Below are 19,409 nucleotides of genomic sequence, written 5' to 3'. Positions count from 1 at the left end.
TCCTGATTACAACGGGTTTGCCAACCAGCGCAGGCATGAACAGGCGTCATTATAATGACGCCATCGGCAAATGCCACGTTATCCGTATATCAATATAAAGTATTATTGATAAAACTTCGCAGATCGGTTTGTTCTAACTGCTGGCAAAGCCGTTCTACCAAGGCTTTGAGGCCATCTTCGTCGTCCCGATCAAAACGATGATAAATCGTGCTATCGATATCCAGCACCGCCACAACGCGGCCATCCAGGACGATTGGCAGCACGATTTCCGCATTGCTGGCGGCGTCGCAAGCGATATGTCCGGGAAAAGCGTGGACATCATCCACCCTTTGAATCCGGTTTTCCGCCACCGCCGCGCCGCAGACGCCTTTGCCCACCGGAATACGTACGCAGGCCACTTTGCCCTGAAAAGGTCCCAGCACCAGTGTATCACCGTGGCGCAGATAAAAACCGGCCCAATTGACCCCATCGAGATGTTCGTACAGCAATGCGCTGCAATTGGCCATCGCGGCGATGAAATGCGTTTCGCCGTCAATCAGCGCCGACATATCTTGTAGTAATTCAGCATAGCATTGTTGTTTTTTCATATTAAAACCAATAAATGAGCTAATCTGTTTATTATCAGCCGGGAACCCCAGCCTGTTTAAATTAAGCAATAAATGCCCAAGGCCACAAGGTTAAACCTTTATGGCTTCACAAAGCCAGTATCAGCAGGTATGTTTGCGCAACCCCACCCGGCTCTTGCAGCCGGGGACGAACGACCATTGACGGTGTTAGTAAGGCAGGCATGACAGCGTGCGAACGAGCCCAGCATCCCGGATTATGAAAATACATCACATTCTATCCCCTCTGCCCGAAGGCCGATATCAGCGCTGCGCGCAATGCGACGCGTTATTTATCCTGCCCGCACTGCGCCAAAACCAGGATGCCTTTTGTCCGCGCTGCCGCGCCAGGATCGCCAAAGGCAACGAGTGGACGATTAACCAGTTGGCGGCCGTGGCGACCACCATGCTGCTGCTGATGCCGTTCGCCTATGCCGATCCGTTAATCAGCGTCCGTCTGTTGGGCGCCTCGATCAGCGCCAATCTGCTGCATGGCATCTGGCAAATGGCGCTGCAAGGCGATCCCATAACCGCCAGCATGGTGGCCTTTTGTACCATTGGCGCCCCCTGTACCCTAGTGTTTTCGCTGCTATACCTGTTTTTTGGCGAACGGTGGGGGATGAACCTGCGTCCGGTGCTATTGATGCTCGATCGCCTGAAAGAGTGGGTAATGCTGGATATTTATCTGATCGGCATGGCGGTGGCCGCGATCAAAGTGAAGGATTATGCCGCGGTCAGCACCGGTATGGCGCTGCCGGCGTTTATCGCCCTGACGTTATTAAGCATTCTGACGATGACGCATTTAAATATCGAGCAGTTATGGGAAAGGTTCTATCCCCAGCCGGAAAAACTGCCCTATCGCACCAATACCGCGGCGTTAAGGGTGTGCCTGGCCTGTAATTATACCGCCATCGGCGATGAGCGCGGCCGTTGCCCGCGCTGCCACGTCCCGCTGCGCCAACGCCGGCGCCACAGCCTGCAAAAAAGCTGGGCGGCGCTGATCGCGGCCATTGTGCTGCTCATCCCCGCCAACATTTTGCCGATTTCCATTATTTACATTAATGGAGCGCGCAACGAGAGCACGATCTTATCGGGTATCGGCTCGCTGGCCGCCGATAATATTCCGGTGGCGGCGGTGGTGTTTATCGCCAGTATCCTGGTGCCGTTTATTAAGGTCGTGGTGCTGCTGACATTATTAATCAGCATTCATTTCAACGTCAGGCAAGGCCTGAAAACCCGGATTCGGTTGTTGCGGTTCGTCACCTGGATCGGCAGATGGTCAATGCTGGATCTGTTTGTGATTTCCGTCACCATGTCGCTGGTGGATCGCGATCAATTGCTGGCCTTTACCATGGGACCGGCGGCCTTCTTTTTCGGCGCCGCCGTTATTTTGACAATTCTGGCTGTCGAGTGGTTGGACAGCCGTTTGATATGGGATGCATATGCAACAAACGCCGACTACACCGACTAGCGCGGCAGTCAAAAATAAGCGCCGCGTGTCGCCATTTTGGTTACTGCCGTTTATTGCTTTACTGATTGCCGGCTGGCTGGTCTACAGCACCATCCAGGAACGCGGTTCCACGGTCACCATTGACTTTATTTCCGCCGACGGCATCGTGGCCGGGCGCACGCCGGTGCGTTATCAAGGGGTGGAAGTCGGCACGGTTCAAAATATCAAGCTGAGCGACGATCTTAAGAATATCCAGGTAGAGGTCAGCATCAAGAGCGATATGCGCGACGCCCTGCGTAAAGGCACGCAATTCTGGCTGGTCACCCCCAAGGCGTCCCTGGCGGGAATCTCCGGCCTGGATGCCCTGGTCGGCGGCAACTATATCGGCATGATGCCGGGGCCGGGCGCGGAAGAAACGCATTTCGTCGCTCTGGAGACCCAGCCGAAATACCGGGTGAACACCGGTGAACTGCTAATTCACCTGCACGCTGAGAATCTCGGTTCGCTGAACACCGGTTCGCTGGTGTACTACCGCAAACTGCCGGTGGGCAAGGTGTACGATTATGATGTCGCCCGGGAGAAAGGCGGCGTTAATATCGATGTGCTGATTGACCGGCGCTTTACCGATCTGGTTAAAAAAGAGAGCCGGTTCTGGAATGTGTCGGGCTTGAAGGCCAATGTGGATTTGCACGGCGCCCAGGTGGAAATGGAAAGCGTGGCGGCGCTGGTGAACGGGGCCATCGCGTTTGATTCCCCGGCCACAGGAGAGCAGGCGAAAACCGATGATAATTACGTGCTTTATCCCGATTTGGCCCATAGCCAGCGGGGCGTAATCATTACCCTCGATCTGCCTGACGGCGATCATCTGAGCGAGGGACATACGCCATTGTTATATCAAGGTCTTGAAGTCGGCACCCTGACCAAACTGACGCTGAATAATGAGAAAAAAGTCACCGGCGAACTGACCATCAACCCGGCGATAGCCGATTTGATGCGCACCGGCACCCGTATCGAGATGAACGCGCCGCAATTCTCGTTAAATAATACCGATATCAGCGGCCTGTTGAGCGGCACCACCCTGCAACTCGTACCGGGGGAAGGCGAACCGCAACAGCATTTTACCCTGCTCGATAGCAACCATATGCTATTGCAAGAGCCCGGGGTGCGAACGTTGACCCTGTCGGCGCCGCAAAGCTACGGCATCGACAGCGGACAGCCGCTGACGCTATACGGCATCCCCATCGGCAAAGTGATCAGCCGCAAATTGGATGATAACGGCGTGACTTTTGTCGCCGCCATCAAGCCGGAATATACGCAGTTATTGCATAAAAACACTAAATTTATCGTTAATAGCCGGGTCGATGTCAAATTCGGCCTGGACGGCGTGCGGGTGCTCGGCACCAGCGCCCAGGAGTGGCTGGACGGCGGTATCGTTATGCTCCCCGGTTCGCAGGGCGCACCGCTGGATCATTATCCGCTTTACGGCAACCGCGAAATGGCGGAACAGGGCATCCAGGGGGAAAAACCCGCGCCAACCCTGACGCTGACCGCCGAAAGTCTGCCGGATATCCAGACCGGCTCCATTGTGATGTACCGGAAATTCCAGGTAGGGGAAATCATTGATGTGCGCCCTACCAAGCAAAGCTTTGACGTGGATGTCTATATCCATCCGCAATACCGCCATTTGCTGACCGCCAACAGCATCTTCTGGGCCGAAGGCGGCGCCAAAGTGCAAATTAACGGCAACGGTATCACCGTGCAGGCCTCGCCGCTCGATCGCGCCCTTAAAGGGGCCATCAGCTTTGATAACCTGGAGGGCGCGGTACAGGCCAAGGGCGCGCAGCGTAAACTTTATGGGTCGGAAAATGCGGCGCGGGCGGTAGGCAGCCAGATAGTGCTGCGTACCTTTGATGCCAGCAAATTGTCGCCGGGCATGCCGATCCGCTATTTGGGCATTGATATCGGCCAGTTGGAAACGTTGAAATTATCCACCCAGAACAGTGAAGTGATGGCGCAAGCGGTGCTGTATCCGGAATATGTGCAGACCTTCGCCCGGGTCGGCACCCATTTCTCGGTGGTCACACCGGAAATCTCCGCCGCCGGGGTTAATCATTTGGAAACGCTGCTGCAGCCTTATATCAATGTCGAGCCCGGCCGGGGCCAGGCCACCCGTAATTTTGAATTACAGGAGGCGACGATTACCGACTCGCGCTATCTAGACGGTTTGAGCGTGGTGGTGGATACCCCGGAAGCCGGTTCGCTGCAAATCGGCACGCCGGTATTATACCGCGGCATCGAGGTGGGAACCGTAACCGGCCTGTCGCTGGGGTCGCTGGCGGATCGGGTATATGTCATGCTGCGCATCAGCAAGCAATACCAGCATCTGGTACGCAATAATTCGGTATTCTGGCTGGCGTCCGGCTACGATCTGAAATTCGGCCTCACCGGCGGCGTCGTGAAAAGCGGCACCTTCCAGCAGTTTATCCGCGGCGGCATTGCCTTTGCCACCCCGCCAACCACGCCGCTGGCGCCCAAGGCCAATCCGGGCAAGCATTTCCTGCTCAATAGCGAAGAACAGAAAGAGTGGCGTGATTGGGGTACCGCCGTACCGCAAAATTAAACCGCGCCGGGCAGAATCATGACCGATGATGCCCGGCTCCCTTTTTTTCTTCGGCCGGACCGTTTTTTAGCAAATCGTGTGATCTTGTCTATGCTTTAAGGACCGGTTTTTAAACTATGCTTCTGGGCTGGCTTTAAACAAATCAGGCTTAAAACATAAACAACGCGGGGATTTTTCCCGGCGATATACCTTTAAAAGGGCTTATTATGACCAAGACCACTGTCAAAATAGGAAGTTTTGAAGTTGACGACGCCGAGCTTTCCGCCGGCGCGGATCAGAACGTCAATAATATCCTGCGCATCCCTTGCAAATCCGATCCCGATCTTTGCAAACAACTCGACGGATGGGATGAAAGCACCAGTATTCCCGCCTTTCTGGATGGAAAAGAGCATGTGCTGTTTCGCCAGCATTACGACCACGATGCCGATGCCTGGATCATGCGTCTGGAATAAGCCGCTAATTCCCGCCGCCAAGGCGGGCTATCCTCTGCGCCAGTCTCCCTGCCCCGCGATATTGTCCAGATACCTGTCCGGCCTGTGATGGCGTTGTCGCACGGTTGCCGCATTGGCTATACTTACTGTAATAAGTACGGGCTGTTATGAGTTCGGGGAAACGGTTTTCCCACGACGGTATTTCTTAGCATAGGGTTAACGCATGTACGCATTAGTGGTCTTTATTTGCTATTTGGGCCAGGACTGTGAGGATCTATTGATAGGCGCTTATAGTAATGAAACGCAATGCCTGTCCGCCATGACTGAACAGCGGCTGCGCTACGGCGGGTGTTATCCCATTGAGCAGTTTATCGATGGATTCTGGCTGCCGGCGCACGAATACGCGGATTTTTAATCCATAAAAAAAGTCAGCCCGAAGGCTGACGACTAAAGGCAAGTCGGAGAATATTATTACTGAGGGTAATGGTTCGATTTTATCCTTAATGGAATAAACCGCTACCTATCGCTCCGATAGCCAGGGACGCGACAACTGCCGCATCGGGGCATGGAACCATGCCGCAAAATGTTTGGATTATCCACCAGGGAGCGCATGATGATTAATACGTTGGCAGAGTTGGAGCAGGCGCGCGCGCAATGCAAAAAGATGGTGACGCGGCGTGCGGGTATCTCAGCCGGCGCGGCGGCGATTCCGATTCCCGGCCTGGATATCGGTACCGATGTGTCGTTATTGATGGCTCTATTACCGGCCATTAATGAAAAATTCGGCCTCAGCGAGCAACAAATCAACGGCCTGCACCCCAATCGCAAAAAATATACCCTGGTGGCGATTACCGGTATCGGCAGCCGGTTAATCGGCAGAACCATCACCAAAGAGCTGGTGATGATGATCCTGCGTCGGGTAGGTATCCGCGTCGCCACCAAATCCGTGGCGCGCTATGTACCTTTTATTGGCCAGGCCGCCGCGGCCGGGCTGAGTTTCAGCGCCATGAAAGTCCTGGGTAACGCACATATTGACGATTGCTACCGGGTGGTCAAGCAGGTGCTTGAAGCGCAACTGGCGGTAGCCGGCGTGGAAAACGCAGCACCGCCTGTGGAGGGCCCTTATTCGCGCTAAGCTCAGCGGCTAAACCGTCATCGATGCATCAGGCCGACGGCGGCAGGAAATTATCTACGACCGCGCCGCTGAACAGATTTTTTGCCGAGGCCACGTGGTGCTCCAGTTCTTCCAGCACCACGGCTATTCGCATACCCGGTTCCATATCCCCCTCGATGGCATAACAGGTCGAGATGCCTTTAACCCTGAAAAATGATTTTGGACGATATAAATATTCATTTTCCATTTCCGAGGTGCTGGCGATTCCGTATAGCAGAGGCATGCATTGCCTGGCGTTTTCAATTTTATAAAAAATCAGCGCCTGGATATGCTCCCGATTGCCTATGGCATCCTCCATCACCTGCATGACCAAGAGTCTGGCATAGGTGTCCTGCGCCGAAACGCTCATAAATGCCGGATAATTGGTAACGATATCCCCTGGGCTGATGGTATCCGCCCAGGGGATATATTGGCCGATTTTATATTCCGCCGCCCGCAAATAGCTGCCGTGCTGGGTCGGAAGATCACTATTAAATGCATTCAGCAGTGACCGGTACATTATTTTTTCCGGCTTGCTCCATTGGTCTACGGGGACATTGCGCCGCAGTTGTTCATTCATCCCGGTGTTAACCGGTGATAAACCCAGCAGCGTCAGGTTGGGGCTGCCATCGTTATAAGACATGGTGTCGTCTTCCATCAGAGTCCATACGCGTACCGCCAGTTTTTCATTACCCGGCAAGGCGTCGAATGCCTGCTCATACTGCCTGAGATCTATTGGCGCCTGGTGCAAGGGGATGCCATATTCGGGAAATAGCGCCATTTCGCTGCTTTCATCCCCGTAGGTTGAAATATGTACCGTGTTGGGCGCATCGCCCTCACCCAGTTGCAGGTTTTTGATCACATCGCGGCTTGGCAATTGATTCCATGTTTTCGCCGAACCGTTAAATATACCGGTCCCAGGGAGCCACGGCCGCAGGCGAGCCCCATCATGGTTGCAGGGATAATCAGCGGCCAGCCCATCAGCGCCTGCATGCTTAACGTCGTATGTCTTATCTGTTTCGCCGCGCTGCGCGAGGCGCTGCGAAGTGTTTTCCACGTTGAATAATGAGTAAGCCAATGAATTCGTCCCAGGCCATTCAGGGACAGTCCGGGTTGAAGAGGATAAATTCTTATCAGTATAGGGGTGGTTTAGTTGCGCGTTATTATTGAGTGAGTCCATTAAAATACCATTCGACATGCTGTTAATACGCCGTTCTGAATACTTGGCGCCGGTGATAATACAGAGGTTGATTTTATAGCTAAATAATGATTAGTTAATTAACACAACTAATATTCCCTATAAACACTAGAAATACATAATTGGCGGCGATCATGGCATTTATTTTATCATCATGGCAATAATAATATGGCCATGATGCCAGGTAATAGAAAAAGCGCCTGTAAAAAACCGCCTTTCCGGTATTAAAGATTTTATTCGCGCTAGTAAAAATCATCATTATTCGTCACCCACAGACTCCATTATTAGCAAGGGAAATGATTTTTAATTCATCGTAATCACTTACCGCCGGTTAGCGCCGCCGGACCATTTTTTCGCCGCTGCGACGCCTATTCTGCCGCAGTCCCCCGTTTTTCGCCGGCTGTACTACCCCATCTCGGCAAGATCTGTATGTATAAAATAAGTTATTTTACGTGTATTTTTACCTATCAACCTAAACGACGTCCCTTGCCGGGCGTCGATAATAACGTCAATGAGCAAGGAACAGGGGATGTCTTTAAGAGATACATTGTTGGCACTGTTGGTGGTAGTCATCTGGGGCATTAATTTTGTGATCATCAAAGTGGGCCTGCACGGCATGCCGCCCCTGCTGCTGGGCGGTTTGCGTTTCCTGCTGGTGGCGCTTCCGGCCATCCTGGTCATTCCTGCGCCGAAAATCCCGTTCAAGTGGCTGGCGCTTTATGCGTTGACCATCAGTTTCCTGCAGTTCGCCTTCCTGTTTTGCGCTATCAACCTGGGTATGCCCACCGGCATAGCCTCGCTGGTGCTACAGTCCCAGGTATTTTTCACCATCATACTGGGCACCCTTTTTCTATCGGAAAAAATCAAAGTCACGCAAATCCTGGGTACACTCATCGCCGCGGCGGGCATGGTGGTCCTGGCCGAAGGCGGCATGACCAATACGCTGTCCGCCATCCCACTCCTCGGGCTGTTGCTGACGCTGGTAGCCGGCTTGTGCTGGGCGTTAGGCAATATCATCAATAAAATCATCATGACCAACGCGCCCAAGACCCCGATTCTTTCGCTGGTGGTTTGGAGCGCGCTACTCCCAATCATTCCCTTTTTGCTGTGCTCATGGCTGTTCGAAGGCCAAACGGCCATCGCTGATAGCATTGTTCATATCAAGGCGCCGACGATATTTTCCCTGATTTACCTGGCCTTTATTTCCACCATTATCGGCTATGGACTATGGGGCAAGCTGCTGTCGCGCTATGAAACCTGGCGCGTGACCCCTTTCGCCCTGCTGGTGCCGGTGGTGGGATTAACCAGCGCCGCGCTGCTCTTGGGTGAGCTGCTCAATCGGCTGCAAATTATCGGCGTAACCGTCGTTATGCTGGGGCTGCTGATCAATGTATTCGGCGGCCGCTTATTGAATCGCAGGACGGTACGCCAGCCTTGATACCAACAGACCCTTGGCCTGCGGCCTTATGACGACATTGCAAGCATTACCCTGTTACACAAGACCGCATGACAGCAGCGCGCCGGTAATGGCATGGTGTTCTATTAAATTCATTTAACCATTTGAGATAAATTAATGAATCGAAAAATAAGTTGCTCGTTACTCTTCACCGCGCTGGTATGCACCTCTTCGTTCACCTACGCGGCCGGCTGTCTTAAAGGCGCGGCGGTGGGCGGCGTAGTGGGCCATGTCAAGCACCACGCGGTATTAGGCGCGGCTGGCGGCTGCGCGGTTGGGCATCATATGGCGGCAAAAAAAGCAAAACAGCAAAACGCAGATAAAAAATAACCTGACCCGACAAAAATTTATAAACGCCGGGACGATCGCCGCATTTAATTACGCACGGAATATACATAGCGGCAATACGTATCCGGCCGTCGGCGGGATTCTGTCATCTGGCCGATAGAACTGCTTTAACATAGAACTGCTTTAACAACGAAGCCCGCCAGAGGCGGGCTTAACGTTAATAATGTTTATCATGATCAGGACATTTTAGAAAACAGAGGGTGCTTTCTCACATAGTCATAAAATGGTTTTTCATGTTTCGCACGTTCAACACCTTTATCTTTTTTGTAGGCGTCCCCGATTTGGACCAGCAACGCTCTGTTAGCCTGGTTTTCATCGCGAGCCAGGTGATGGCCGAGAACATAGTCCAATTCATAGTCTTGGCTGAAGTTAATAAAATCACCATCTTTTGGCGGCATAATATTATCCTTGCGGTACGCATCGATTTGGTGCCCTTTAGCTATAGAACGGCCTGCTCATAAACGCCATGAATAAACCCGCTATTTAATATTTATTTCTGGCAAACATAAGCAATATCAACTTCCCGATGGTGTTATGGGCGATTCATCCGTCCTGGCATGAAATTTATCCGCCCTAACCCACTCATTTGCACGTGTAGTCCATCCGGTTTTTCGTACCACCGCCAATGAGGTAAATCGAGGCCGGGCTAAAACTCTGCGCGATCAGCGCATCGAGCAACACCTCGCGGGCAAAAGAATAGGTCACGCCAATCCCCTAGCCTGCAAAAAAAAGACCGAATACGATTCCTATATTCGGTCTAGGGAAATGGCTCTTGGGAGAGAGCCGTGCGCTAAAAGTTGGCATTAAAGTAAGCTGTTTAGCCTTACATCGTTGATTATAGAAGCTCGCGAGCGCTTTTCCATCGCCCCGGTCCCATTACGCCCTAATGTAATTCACTAAAATGCAACTTTGTGATATCAAGCACACTTAAAATTATTAACATAATAAATTATAAGTTTGCTAAAGAGATTCCCTCCGGTTACTGCTTGGGCGTGTCGCACAGCTGCTGCGCCCGCTGCGCGAATGGCGCGACGCTCATCTTCTGGCCGGGCCGGGCCGGGTCGTCCAGCAGGATGGTATCAATGGGCTGGGCTTTGATCTGGCCGGCATTCATTTGCCGCGTCGCCTGGTCGTTCAGCGGATATTGCATCAGGGTGCTCATATTGAGCGCCAGCAGGGAACCGTCCTGGCGGCACAACAGCTGCACCTCCTCCTTGGTAAACGCCCACTGTTTACCATACTGAAATTTGCTGACGGTGATAATTTGCGCGGCGCCGGCCGACTGCGCCGCCAGGGCGATTACCAGAACTAGCATATTGCGAATTTTCATGGTTTTTCCTACGGTTTACCGTGCCGCCCGCCGGGCGTCACGCAGATTAATCAAGGTTCAAAGGTGGCGAACACGCTCACCAGCAGCATCACGGCGCACCCCAGCACCAGTTCCCCTAAGGTAAGCAACGTCAGCAGGCGTATGGCACCCTCCGGCTGGCGTCCCATGGCCGGCACCACGGCATAGCGGTTGGTGATGGCCAGGGCCACCATCAGCACCACAGCGGCGATTTTAAACAACAGCAGGCGCTGGTAGGCGGACGCCCAATCCAGCGGCCATTGGCCAAGCACCAGCCAGGTGTTGACCAAACCGCTGAAAATCACCAGCGCCACGGCAAAATGGGCGCTGCGCGAAAATCTTACCAGCGCGTGCAGCGCATCGTTGCGCCCCACGCCGCGCAGCCGGGGCAAACAGATCAGCAACGGCAAGAGGCATCCCAGCCACCAGGCCGCCGAGAACAGGTGCAATATTTGGTTGCCGCGCTGCAAGGCGCCCCGCATTCCGTCGTACATGGCGGAATGCCCCACCAGGGCCTGGCTTATCAGCAGGCCGCTTAACGCCGCGAGCAGGAGACGATGGCGCATGGCCGACAGGGTATGCAGGCCCGCCGCTAAAACCGCCAGCAGCGCCACCGCCAGGTGCCATAGCCATACCGACCCAAATGCGGTGTTTAAGACCGCCAGCCAAACGGCTGGACTCAAGGTTTGCGGCCAGCCGTCGCCCATTTGTCCGGCTTGCAGGGCCAGGATGCCCGCGGACGTCAGCAGGCTGAGCCATGCCATAATCCGGGTGGCGCCGCCCAGGGAATTACGCAAAGCGACGCGCAGGCGGGCGGGAGCCAGGCATTCACAAAACAAAGCGATGCCGAACCCCTGCATGATAGCGGCAATATGAACAAATCGGCAGGCGGAGTAGCTGGCCGCTAGGCTTATCATTTATTTTACGCTGAAGTGATAGCGGCCTTCGGTGGTATGGCCGTCAACGGAAACGGCATGCCATTGCACCTGATAAACGCCGGCGGTCAGAGGCTTATCGATTGGGATAATGATATGGGCGGGATTAGCCGGATCGGCTTTTATCACGCCGGTGGGAATAGGAACGTTGCCGGGCCCGGTGAGCGCCAGGCCGCTGGCCGCGGGGTCGATGCCCTGGCTAAAGGTCATGGTTAACGCCTGGGGGGCGGCGCTCATGGTGGCGCCGGCGGCCGGGTATTGCGATTTGAGATGCGCATGGGCCTGGGCTTGCTGCGCCGCAAAGCCGGTGAGCGCCGTCAGTATCAGCGCAACGGCGGGGGCGGTAATACGAAGGCTGGACATTAACGTCATTTCCTTATACTGAAACATGCCATGTCGGTTATACCGACGCTTGCCGTCCATTGCGCAGCCGTAGGGGTTTTATCGCGATACCGGGCAGGAAATAACCGGGGATAAAAAAAGCCCCGGCGCCGCTGCTCCGCTTACCTGGACGCAAGCTGATGATAGCGATTGCCGGGACTTCTGTCGAGCGCGCCCTGGCCAAGGGCGGCGCCGGGGATTAAATCGCGGCGGGGGTGTTATCGCCGCCGTTCATTTTTTTCAGATCCTGATCGATAAAGAACAGCCCGCCGTTGCTGGTATTAACCAGCGACAGTTTATCGAGAATGGATTTGAACAATTTTTCTTCTTCATGCTGTTCGGACACATACCACTGCAGGAAGTTAAACGTGGAGTAATCCTGAGAGGTGATGGCCGCATGAGCCAGTTCGTTGATCTTCTGGGTGATCATCTGCTCATGCTCGTAGGTGCGTTTGAACAGTTCAGCCAGCGACGTAAAGCCGGTGGGCGGCGCCTCGATGGCGCCCAGCACCGGCATGGTGCCAGCGTCGTTGAGGTAATCGAACAGGCGGCGCATATGATCCATCTCTTCAAGAGACTGGGTCTTCAGGAAAGCGGAGGCGCCTTCATAACCTTTATCGCTGCACCAGGCGCTCATTTGCAGATAAAGATTAGCGGAAAAAAATTCCAGATTTAGCTGTTCGTTAAGCTTATTAGCCATTTCTTGTTTTAACATGGGCAGGCTTCCTTGTTCCGGTAATTAAAAAGTAGACGCAATCATTATGCCCAAATGATAACAAAATATATACTATTATTTAACCTGCATGGCATACTAATTAAATAGACCATACAAATCAATATATTAAATATTTATTTCCATGAAATCGACCTGCTATAAATTAATTATTCAAAATGGAATTGATAGGCATTCTTATTTGTATTATGAATTGAGAAATAAAATGAAAAATATTATTGCCGCATTAGCCGCACCGGCGTTGTGAATACAAACGATTATTATTTCTATCCCGATGGCGTCCGCCGCCCTTGCGTTTTTAAGCGCCGTCCATTATTTTTAGCATCGTTGTCCCTTATCGGCCGCAGGAGGTGGTATGGAATATAATTTGGCAAAACTCGACGCTGAGGTGATGGACAAGATCAATGTCGATCTGGCGGCTTCGGGCGTCGCCTTCAAGGAACGCTACAACATGCCGGTAGTTGCCGAGCAGATCGAACGGGAACAACCGGAGCGGTTGCGCGATTACTTTCGCGAGCGGGTGGCATTTTATCGCCAGGCATCGTTAAATTTTTCCCGTTTGCCCTATGAACCGAGAAAATAATCCCGCCCTGCTCTATACTGGTTTTGCCGCCGGTCCGCAATAAGCACGATCGCGGGTTCTGGAAGCTGGCCGTTATCCCTCCCAAGCCCGCCGTACCGGCGTTCGCCGCTCCTCTGGTAGTCCCCCTGGGGTGGCGGAATAGCACAAATTGACTTGATTATCTTAGCCAACTGGCAGTTAATCATTCCTACATTTCCGGTTCTTTTACAGAGAGGCAAATATGAGTAAGGGAATGGATCGTAAAAAAGACGCGAAAAAGAAACCGTTAAAATCGCCGGAAGAAAAACGCGCTGACAAGCGCAACAGAAAGACCCAGCCTGATATCGTTTAATTTAGGCGAGCCAATGATAAACCCGCATCTGATGCGGGTTTTTTGTTGCTGCTATTCAGGTCATAATAGTCATTCGTACCCTGAATAGGAAAAACCATGACTTTTCGTGTCATTGATACTGAAACCTGTGGCCTGGAAGGCGGTGTTGTCGAGATTGCTTCGGTTGACGTGGAAAACGGCCTGTTGACCAACCCGATGAGCGACCTGGTTTGCCCCGACCGCGCCATCGGCTATGAGGCCATGGCCATCCATCATATTACCGAAGAGATGGTCGCGGATAAGCCGCGTATCGCCAAAACGGTCGGCCGCTATCACGGCAGCCCCTATTATGTCGCGCACAATGCCGCGTTCGACCGGCGCATGCTGCCGGAAATGCACGGCGAGTGGATTTGCACCGTCAAACTTGCCCGCAAGCTCTATCCCGGCTTGAAATATAGCAATCAATATCTGCGTTATGCCCTGAACCTGTCGGTGACCGTGCCCGACGGGCTTTATCCGCATCGCGCTTTGTATGATTGTTATGTGACGGCGGCGCTGCTGGTGAAAATCATGGCCGATTCCGGCTGGAGCGCGGCGGAAATGGTGGCGCTCAGCAACCAGGCAACATTGGTGACCACCTTGAAATTCGGCAAATACCGCGGCCAGCCCATGGAGCGCATCGCCAAGGAGGACCCGGGCTATCTGAAATGGATGTTGGGCAACCTGAAGGATTTATCGGCGGATATGCGCTTTAGCATTAATCATTACCTGAGCCAGGGAGAAGCAGCGCGTTAACGCGCTGCCGGCGGCTATTGCTGTTCCTGCCCGGCCAGGGAAAGGATAAAAGTGTACTCCATCGCTATTCCTTCATAACCCTTGAAACGCCCGGATTTACCGCCGTGACCGGAATCCATATCGGTGCACAGCAGCAACAGGTTGTCATTGGTTTTGACGGCCCTGAGCTTGGCGACCCATTTGGCCGGTTCCCAATATTGCACCTGGGAATCGTGCAGGCCGGTGGTGACCAGCAGATGGGGATAGGGTTGCGGGCTTACCTGGTCATAAGGGCTGTAGCGCAGCATATAGTCATAATAGGCCTTCTCTTCCGGATTGCCCCACTCGTCATATTCGCCGGTGGTCAGCGGAATGCTGTCATCAAGCATAGTGGTCACGACATCCACGAACGGTACCTGCGCCACCACGCCCTTGAACAGCGTCGGCGCCATATTGATCACCGCGCCCATCAACAGCCCGCCGGCGCTGCCGCCCATGGCGAAGGCCTGCTGCTCATCCCCATAGCCTTGCTTAAGCAGATACCGGCTCACATCGATAAAGTCGGTGAAGGTATTTAGCTTGTTAAACAGCTTGCCGTCTTCATACCATTGCTGGCCCAGTTCGCCGCCGCCGCGTATATGCGCCAGGGCAAACACAAAACCGCGGTCCAGCAGGCTCAGGCGGCTGGCGCTGAAATCAGGGTCCATGCTGCTGCCATAAGAACCATAACCATATACCAGCAGGGGGTTGCGGCCGTGATGAAACAGATCCTTGCGATACACCAGCGAAACCGGTACCTCGGCGCCGTCGCGGGCGGTGACCCATAGCCGTTCGCTGCGGTAGTTTTCCGCGTCGAAGTTTTTCACCAGGGACTGTTTGAGCAGCTTGCGCTCGCCGGTGGCCATATTCAATTCGAACAGGGTGGTAGGCGTGGTCATGGAAGAATAACCATAGCGTACCCACTGGGTTTGCGGATCGGGGTTGTAGGCCAGCCAGGTCACATAGGTGGGATCGTCGAAAGCGATGCCCTTCTCTTCCCCGGTTTCCCAATGAATTTGCCGCAGGCTGGTCAGGCCTTGATGCCGTTCTTCGAGCACCAGCCAATCGGTAAATAGCGTGAAACTTTCCAGCACGACGTCGTCCCTTGCGGGAATCAGCGGCTGCCACTGCCGTTCATCAGGCGTTTCGCTGCGATACAGGGCAAAGTTTTTACCGTCGCGATTGGAACGCAGGTAAAAATAGCCCTGAAAATGGTCCAGCGAATATTCATGGTCGTGGCGGCGGGCCAGGAACAGCTGCGGCGTCGCGCTGGGGTCGTCCGCGTCCAGCAGCAGGATTTCGCCGGACGTCGTGCTACCCAAGGCAATAATAATATAACGCTCGGAGGTGGTTTTATGCACGCTGACGTAAAAAGCGTCGTCTTGTTCTTCATACACCAGTTCGTCGAGATCCGTCGACGTGCCGACCCGGTGGCGGTAGACCTGATAGGGCAGCAGCGTTTTTTTATGTTTGCGGACGTAGTAGAGAATTTTGGAATCATTGGTCCATTCAAACCCCGATGAGGCGTTTTCGATGACTTCCGGATACCAGGAGTCGCGGGCCAGGTTTTTAAAACGAATGCCGTACAGGCGGCGCGACAAGAAATCTTCCGCCGCCGCCATAATGGCGTTGTCGGGGCTTATTTCCAGCGACCCCATGGTATAAAACTCGCTTTGCGCCGCCCGCTGGTTGCCGTCGAGCAGGATTTCCCACGTATCCCCGTCGGCCGGTTCCGCCGGCTGGCGGGTATAAATGGCATATTCGTTGCCTTGCTCATAGCGGCTTTGATAGCGGTAACCGCGACGGATGTAAGGCACCGAACGGTCTTGCTGCGGGATGCGCTCCACCATTTCGGTAAAGAGTTTGTGACGCAGCTCGTCGTGGCCGGCCATCATGGTTTCGCCATAGGTGTTTTCCTGGGCAAGGTAGTCGAGCACGGCAGGGTCTTCCCGCTTGTCATCACGTAGCCAATAATAATTATCGATCCGTGTCTCACCATGCACGGTTAATGTATGAGGCCTTTTTTCAGCTATTGGGGGAAATATCATACGCACCCTTCCTTATTTGCATAAGAAACAGAGTGGCACGAATCCGGCGGGTTGCCAAGCGCAGCGGCAGCGGCGCCCGGCGCTCACCGCGTCGGGTTATGGGACGGCGACAACGCTGACCTGGGAATTAACCCGCTGTTCAAGCTCGGTTTTTACATCATCCGGAATTTTAAGCGCCCGTGCCAGGGCATCCATATAACTTCGCTCCATAAAATGATCGACATCCACCACCGCGCAGCTCAGGCAATAGATTTCCAGCGCTTCGTCCTCGGTGCGGATATCACGGGTCAGACGCTCCGGGTCCAGCGGCTGGATTATGGCGTCCTGCACCAGGTGCTCTACTTCGTCGCCCCAGCCCAGTTGGTGAATATGTTGTTGAATGGATTGCCGTTCAGTGTCATCGATATGCCCGTCGGCTTTGGCGGCGAATACCAGCGCCATGATCAACCGCTGGGCGCGCCGATCGATAGGGCTTGGCTGGGCGGCGGGCACGGCCTGGGGCTGGGCGTCGCGCATGCGCTTTTTATATTGATCCCACACCACCGCCCCCAATGCGGCGCCGCCCCCGATGAACAGGGCGTTTTTCCCCACCGCGCCGATGGCCTTGCGCGACGATTTATTGGCAATCAGCAGGCCGACCAAGCCGCCGAGCGCACCGGGAGCCAATAGATTGGCCAGGTTGGCGCTATCGCCCTGCCCGCCCTTTTGCTGGACCATCGTTTGGATTTTTTGCATCCATTGGTTCATAGCCGTCCCCTTGGTGAGTTCGGATCGCTGCACGATCCCTGTCCACCAAAATAGACGATTTATTGTCAATTTATTAAAAGGGTTTGCAAAGAAGCCTGCGGGGCAAGGCGGGATATTCAAGAGACCAAACCGGCGGCGCGCAATCATCCGCACCGCCGGAGAAACCGCGAAACAGCGGGGATTAGGGCTGCAAGGCGTAACTTATTTCACCTGCCTGGCAATCCAGCGTTACCGCAAAAGCGCGGTCGGCGCTTTGTCCGCGAATTTTCAACGGTGCCTGCCAGTTATCGCCGCTGCCGGTGATATCCTCGGGGTTAACCTGGGTGACAATCGTTTCGCCCAGCGCTTTTTTATCGTCATCGGCGCGGGGAAAGCGATTCTGGGTATAATCCTGTTTAATCAGTTCCGCAACCTGGGGAGCGTTGAGATCGGGACAGGGCGATACTTTGAAGGTTCTGGGCGGTTGCCCTTTTTTGGACTGCGCTTTGTTGGCCGCGGATACCTTGTTGGCTTCGGCGGCGTTCCCCGTCACGGATTGCCCGACAGCGTTTTTTTTCTCGGCGGCGGGCTTTTTATCGGCGTTGACGGGCGCCGGTTTGTCGGCCGGGGCGCTGCTATCGGGAGCGGCATTATCCGCCGGCGGCGTTGGCGCCGGTGCCGGCACGGCATTGGCGGGCGGCTTGGCGTCAGTCTGGCCGGCAGGCTGTTGAGCGCCCGACTCGGCGTCTGCCGGGGGTTGCGCGGTCGAGGTCTGCGGTTCAACCGGCGGGGCCTGGTCCGCTGCGCCCGCGAGTGACGATAGCATCATGCCGACCGCCATTACGCCTAGCAGCCCGATTCCCATTTTTTGCATAAAGCCTCCACTGTTCTGGTTATCCTTTTCTCAAGGTATTGAATGATAATAGCCTGTTAAATTTCGCTTGAGAAAGGGATTTATCAAATCCGGCGCCAAAAAGCGGCCGTGCTTGCCCGCCTGCTGCATAGGCAAACGTTTTCGTTTATACTGCGCGCAATTTTTATCAAGTCAGGTGAATGCGAATGGTAACCATTGGAACAGCGTTGCGCGCCGGCGCGACTCGGGTGATGCTGCTGGGGTCGGGTGAATTGGGTAAAGAAGTGGCGATTGAATGCCAGCGTCTGGGCGTGGAAGTCATTGCCGTCGATCGCTACGCCGACGCGCCGGCGATGCATGTCGCCCATCGCGCCCATGTGATCGATATGCTCGATGGCGCCGCGCTGCGCGCGCTTATCGAAGCGGAACGCCCCGATTTTATCGTGCCGGAAATTGAAGCCATTGCCACCGATATGTTGGTCGCCCTTGAACAGGAGGGGCATCATGTGGTGCCCTGCGCCCAGGCCACCAGGCTGACCATGAACCGCGAAGGCATCCGGCGCCTGGCGGCGGAAACCCTGGCATTGCCCACATCGGCCTACGCTTTTGCCAGCGATCGGGCCGAGCTGGATCGGGCAGTGGCCAAGATTGGCTATCCGCTGATTATCAAGCCGGTAATGAGTTCTTCGGGCAAGGGACAAAGTCTGGTACGCGATCCGGCTAAACTGGACGACGCCTGGACATACGCGCAGCTCGGCGGGCGCGCCGGCGGCGGCAAAGCGATTGTGGAAGGGCTGGTTGCCTTTGATTTTGAGATCGCTTTGCTGACCATCAGCGCCGTGGACGGGATTCATTTTTGCGAACCCATCGGCCACCGCCAGGAAGACGGCGATTACCGGGAATCCTGGCAGCCGCAGCGGATGAGCGCGCTGGCGTTGCAGCGGGCGCGGGATATCGCGGAAAAAGTGGTTACCGCCCTGGGCGGCCGGGGGTTGTTCGGAGTCGAGCTGTTTGTGCGCGGCGACGAGGTGATTTTCAGCGAAGTGTCGCCCCGCCCCCATGACACGGGCATGGTCACGCTGATGTCCCAGGATCTCTCCGAGTTCGCGTTGCATGTGCGCGCCTTCCTCGGGCTGCCGGTAGGCGCTATCCGGCAATATGGCCCGGCGGCGTCGGCGGTAATCCTGCCTGAGCTGGAGAGCGGTAACGTCAGCTTTAGCGGCCTTGAGCTGGCCTTGCAGGGCCATACGCAAATCAGACTATTCGGTAAACCCGCGATCGGCGGCAAGCGCCGCATGGGCGTGGCCCTGGCGATGGCGGATACGGTAGAAGAGGCCGTCAGCGAAGCCAAACGCTGCGCGGCGGCGGTCAAGGTCGCCGGCTGAGCCGGTAGAGGCCGGAAAAAAGGCTTCCCCCTGCGG

At 54.6% G+C, this 19,409-nt stretch carries 21 protein-coding genes; 10 read left to right on the top strand and 11 right to left on the bottom strand.

What is annotated here, in order from left to right; all coding sequences use genetic code 11:
* Positions 1-89 precede the first annotated feature (89 nt).
* A complete protein-coding gene (locus tag ACL2XP_RS11770) occupies positions 90-587 on the bottom strand; it encodes a GAF domain-containing protein (protein WP_413738688.1) in 498 nt (165 codons plus the stop codon).
* A 235-nt stretch (positions 588-822) separates the two neighbouring features.
* Between ACL2XP_RS11770 and yebS the strand changes: the two genes are divergently transcribed.
* The 5 genes from yebS (at position 823) to ACL2XP_RS11745 (ending at position 6,238) form a co-directional block, all read left to right on the top strand.
* Positions 823-2,073, top strand: a complete 1,251-nt coding sequence (gene yebS, locus ACL2XP_RS11765) for a membrane integrity lipid transport subunit YebS (protein WP_413738687.1) — start codon at positions 823-825, stop codon at positions 2,071-2,073.
* Entirely contained in the window at positions 2,045-4,672 is a 2,628-nt protein-coding gene (locus tag ACL2XP_RS11760) for an MlaD family protein (RefSeq protein ID WP_413738686.1), read from the top strand. Before yebS ends, ACL2XP_RS11760 begins: the two co-directional genes overlap by 29 nt.
* 206 nt (positions 4,673-4,878) lie before the next feature.
* Positions 4,879-5,124 carry a DUF1480 family protein gene (locus ACL2XP_RS11755; protein WP_413738685.1) on the top strand — a complete coding sequence of 82 codons (246 nt, stop codon included), beginning with the start codon at positions 4,879-4,881 and terminating at the stop codon, positions 5,122-5,124.
* A 202-nt stretch (positions 5,125-5,326) separates the two neighbouring features.
* Entirely contained in the window at positions 5,327-5,518 is a 192-nt protein-coding gene (locus ACL2XP_RS11750; RefSeq protein WP_413738684.1) for a YebW family protein, read from the top strand.
* A gap of 195 nt (positions 5,519-5,713) precedes the next feature.
* Positions 5,714-6,238, top strand: coding sequence for a hypothetical protein (locus tag ACL2XP_RS11745; RefSeq protein ID WP_413738683.1), 525 nt, complete (start codon positions 5,714-5,716; stop codon positions 6,236-6,238).
* 28 nt (positions 6,239-6,266) lie between these two features.
* On the opposite strand, the gene ACL2XP_RS11740 is transcribed toward ACL2XP_RS11745, so the two are convergent.
* Positions 6,267-7,133, bottom strand: coding sequence for a hypothetical protein (locus ACL2XP_RS11740; RefSeq protein WP_413738682.1), 867 nt, complete (start codon positions 7,131-7,133; stop codon positions 6,267-6,269).
* Positions 7,134-7,983: 850 nt separating this feature from the next.
* Here ACL2XP_RS11740 and ACL2XP_RS11735 point away from each other — a divergent pair.
* Both ACL2XP_RS11735 and ACL2XP_RS11730 read left to right on the top strand, forming a co-directional pair.
* On the top strand, positions 7,984-8,892 hold the full coding sequence (locus tag ACL2XP_RS11735) for an EamA family transporter (protein WP_413738681.1): 909 nt from the start codon (positions 7,984-7,986) through the stop codon (positions 8,890-8,892).
* 135 nt (positions 8,893-9,027) lie between these two features.
* On the top strand, positions 9,028-9,240 hold the full coding sequence (locus tag ACL2XP_RS11730; RefSeq protein ID WP_413738680.1) for a hypothetical protein: 213 nt from the start codon (positions 9,028-9,030) through the stop codon (positions 9,238-9,240).
* Positions 9,241-9,434: 194 nt separating this feature from the next.
* On the opposite strand, the gene ACL2XP_RS11725 is transcribed toward ACL2XP_RS11730, so the two are convergent.
* From ACL2XP_RS11725 to ftnA, 6 genes are all read right to left on the bottom strand, one after another.
* Complete coding sequence (locus ACL2XP_RS11725; protein ID WP_413738679.1) at positions 9,435-9,656, bottom strand: hypothetical protein; 222 nt, start codon at positions 9,654-9,656, stop codon at positions 9,435-9,437.
* A 184-nt stretch (positions 9,657-9,840) separates the two neighbouring features.
* Positions 9,841-9,963: a hypothetical protein gene (locus tag ACL2XP_RS11720; protein ID WP_413738678.1), complete on the bottom strand. Its 123-nt coding sequence runs from the start codon at positions 9,961-9,963 to the stop codon at positions 9,841-9,843.
* 274 nt (positions 9,964-10,237) lie between these two features.
* Positions 10,238-10,573, bottom strand: a complete 336-nt coding sequence (locus tag ACL2XP_RS11715; RefSeq protein WP_413739131.1) for a YebY family protein — start codon at positions 10,571-10,573, stop codon at positions 10,238-10,240.
* A gap of 65 nt (positions 10,574-10,638) precedes the next feature.
* A complete protein-coding gene (copD, locus tag ACL2XP_RS11710; protein WP_413738677.1) occupies positions 10,639-11,523 on the bottom strand; it encodes a copper homeostasis membrane protein CopD in 885 nt (294 codons plus the stop codon).
* Positions 11,524-11,904: a CopC domain-containing protein YobA gene (gene yobA, locus ACL2XP_RS11705; protein WP_413738676.1), complete on the bottom strand. Its 381-nt coding sequence runs from the start codon at positions 11,902-11,904 to the stop codon at positions 11,524-11,526.
* 217 nt (positions 11,905-12,121) lie between these two features.
* On the bottom strand, positions 12,122-12,637 hold the full coding sequence (ftnA, locus tag ACL2XP_RS11700; RefSeq protein WP_413738675.1) for a non-heme ferritin: 516 nt from the start codon (positions 12,635-12,637) through the stop codon (positions 12,122-12,124).
* Between the two features lie 373 nt (positions 12,638-13,010).
* Here ftnA and ACL2XP_RS11695 point away from each other — a divergent pair, with 373 nt between their 5' ends.
* Positions 13,011-13,238, top strand: coding sequence for a DNA polymerase III subunit theta (locus ACL2XP_RS11695; protein ID WP_413738674.1), 228 nt, complete (start codon positions 13,011-13,013; stop codon positions 13,236-13,238).
* A gap of 427 nt (positions 13,239-13,665) precedes the next feature.
* On the top strand, positions 13,666-14,343 hold the full coding sequence (gene exoX, locus ACL2XP_RS11690) for an exodeoxyribonuclease X (protein ID WP_413738673.1): 678 nt from the start codon (positions 13,666-13,668) through the stop codon (positions 14,341-14,343).
* A 14-nt stretch (positions 14,344-14,357) separates the two neighbouring features.
* On the opposite strand, the gene ACL2XP_RS11685 is transcribed toward exoX, so the two are convergent.
* The 3 genes from ACL2XP_RS11685 to ACL2XP_RS11675 form a co-directional block, all read right to left on the bottom strand.
* Positions 14,358-16,409: a S9 family peptidase gene (locus ACL2XP_RS11685; protein WP_413738672.1), complete on the bottom strand. Its 2,052-nt coding sequence runs from the start codon at positions 16,407-16,409 to the stop codon at positions 14,358-14,360.
* Between the two features lie 96 nt (positions 16,410-16,505).
* Positions 16,506-17,156 (bottom strand): tellurite resistance TerB family protein, encoded by a 651-nt coding sequence (locus tag ACL2XP_RS11680; protein ID WP_413738671.1) that lies wholly within the window; start codon positions 17,154-17,156, stop codon positions 16,506-16,508.
* A 181-nt stretch (positions 17,157-17,337) separates the two neighbouring features.
* Positions 17,338-18,009, bottom strand: a complete 672-nt coding sequence (locus ACL2XP_RS11675) for a YebF family protein (protein ID WP_413738670.1) — start codon at positions 18,007-18,009, stop codon at positions 17,338-17,340.
* 185 nt (positions 18,010-18,194) lie between these two features.
* On the opposite strand from ACL2XP_RS11675, the gene purT reads away from it, so the two are divergent.
* On the top strand, positions 18,195-19,373 hold the full coding sequence (purT, locus tag ACL2XP_RS11670; RefSeq protein WP_413738669.1) for a formate-dependent phosphoribosylglycinamide formyltransferase: 1,179 nt from the start codon (positions 18,195-18,197) through the stop codon (positions 19,371-19,373).
* Positions 19,374-19,409: the final 36 nt, after the last annotated feature.

Origin of the sequence: Sodalis sp. RH21 (genome assembly GCF_047324175.1) — a bacterium.
GTDB lineage: Bacteria > Pseudomonadota > Gammaproteobacteria > Enterobacterales > Enterobacteriaceae > Acerihabitans.
This window is presented reverse-complemented; position numbering and strand designations above follow the sequence as displayed.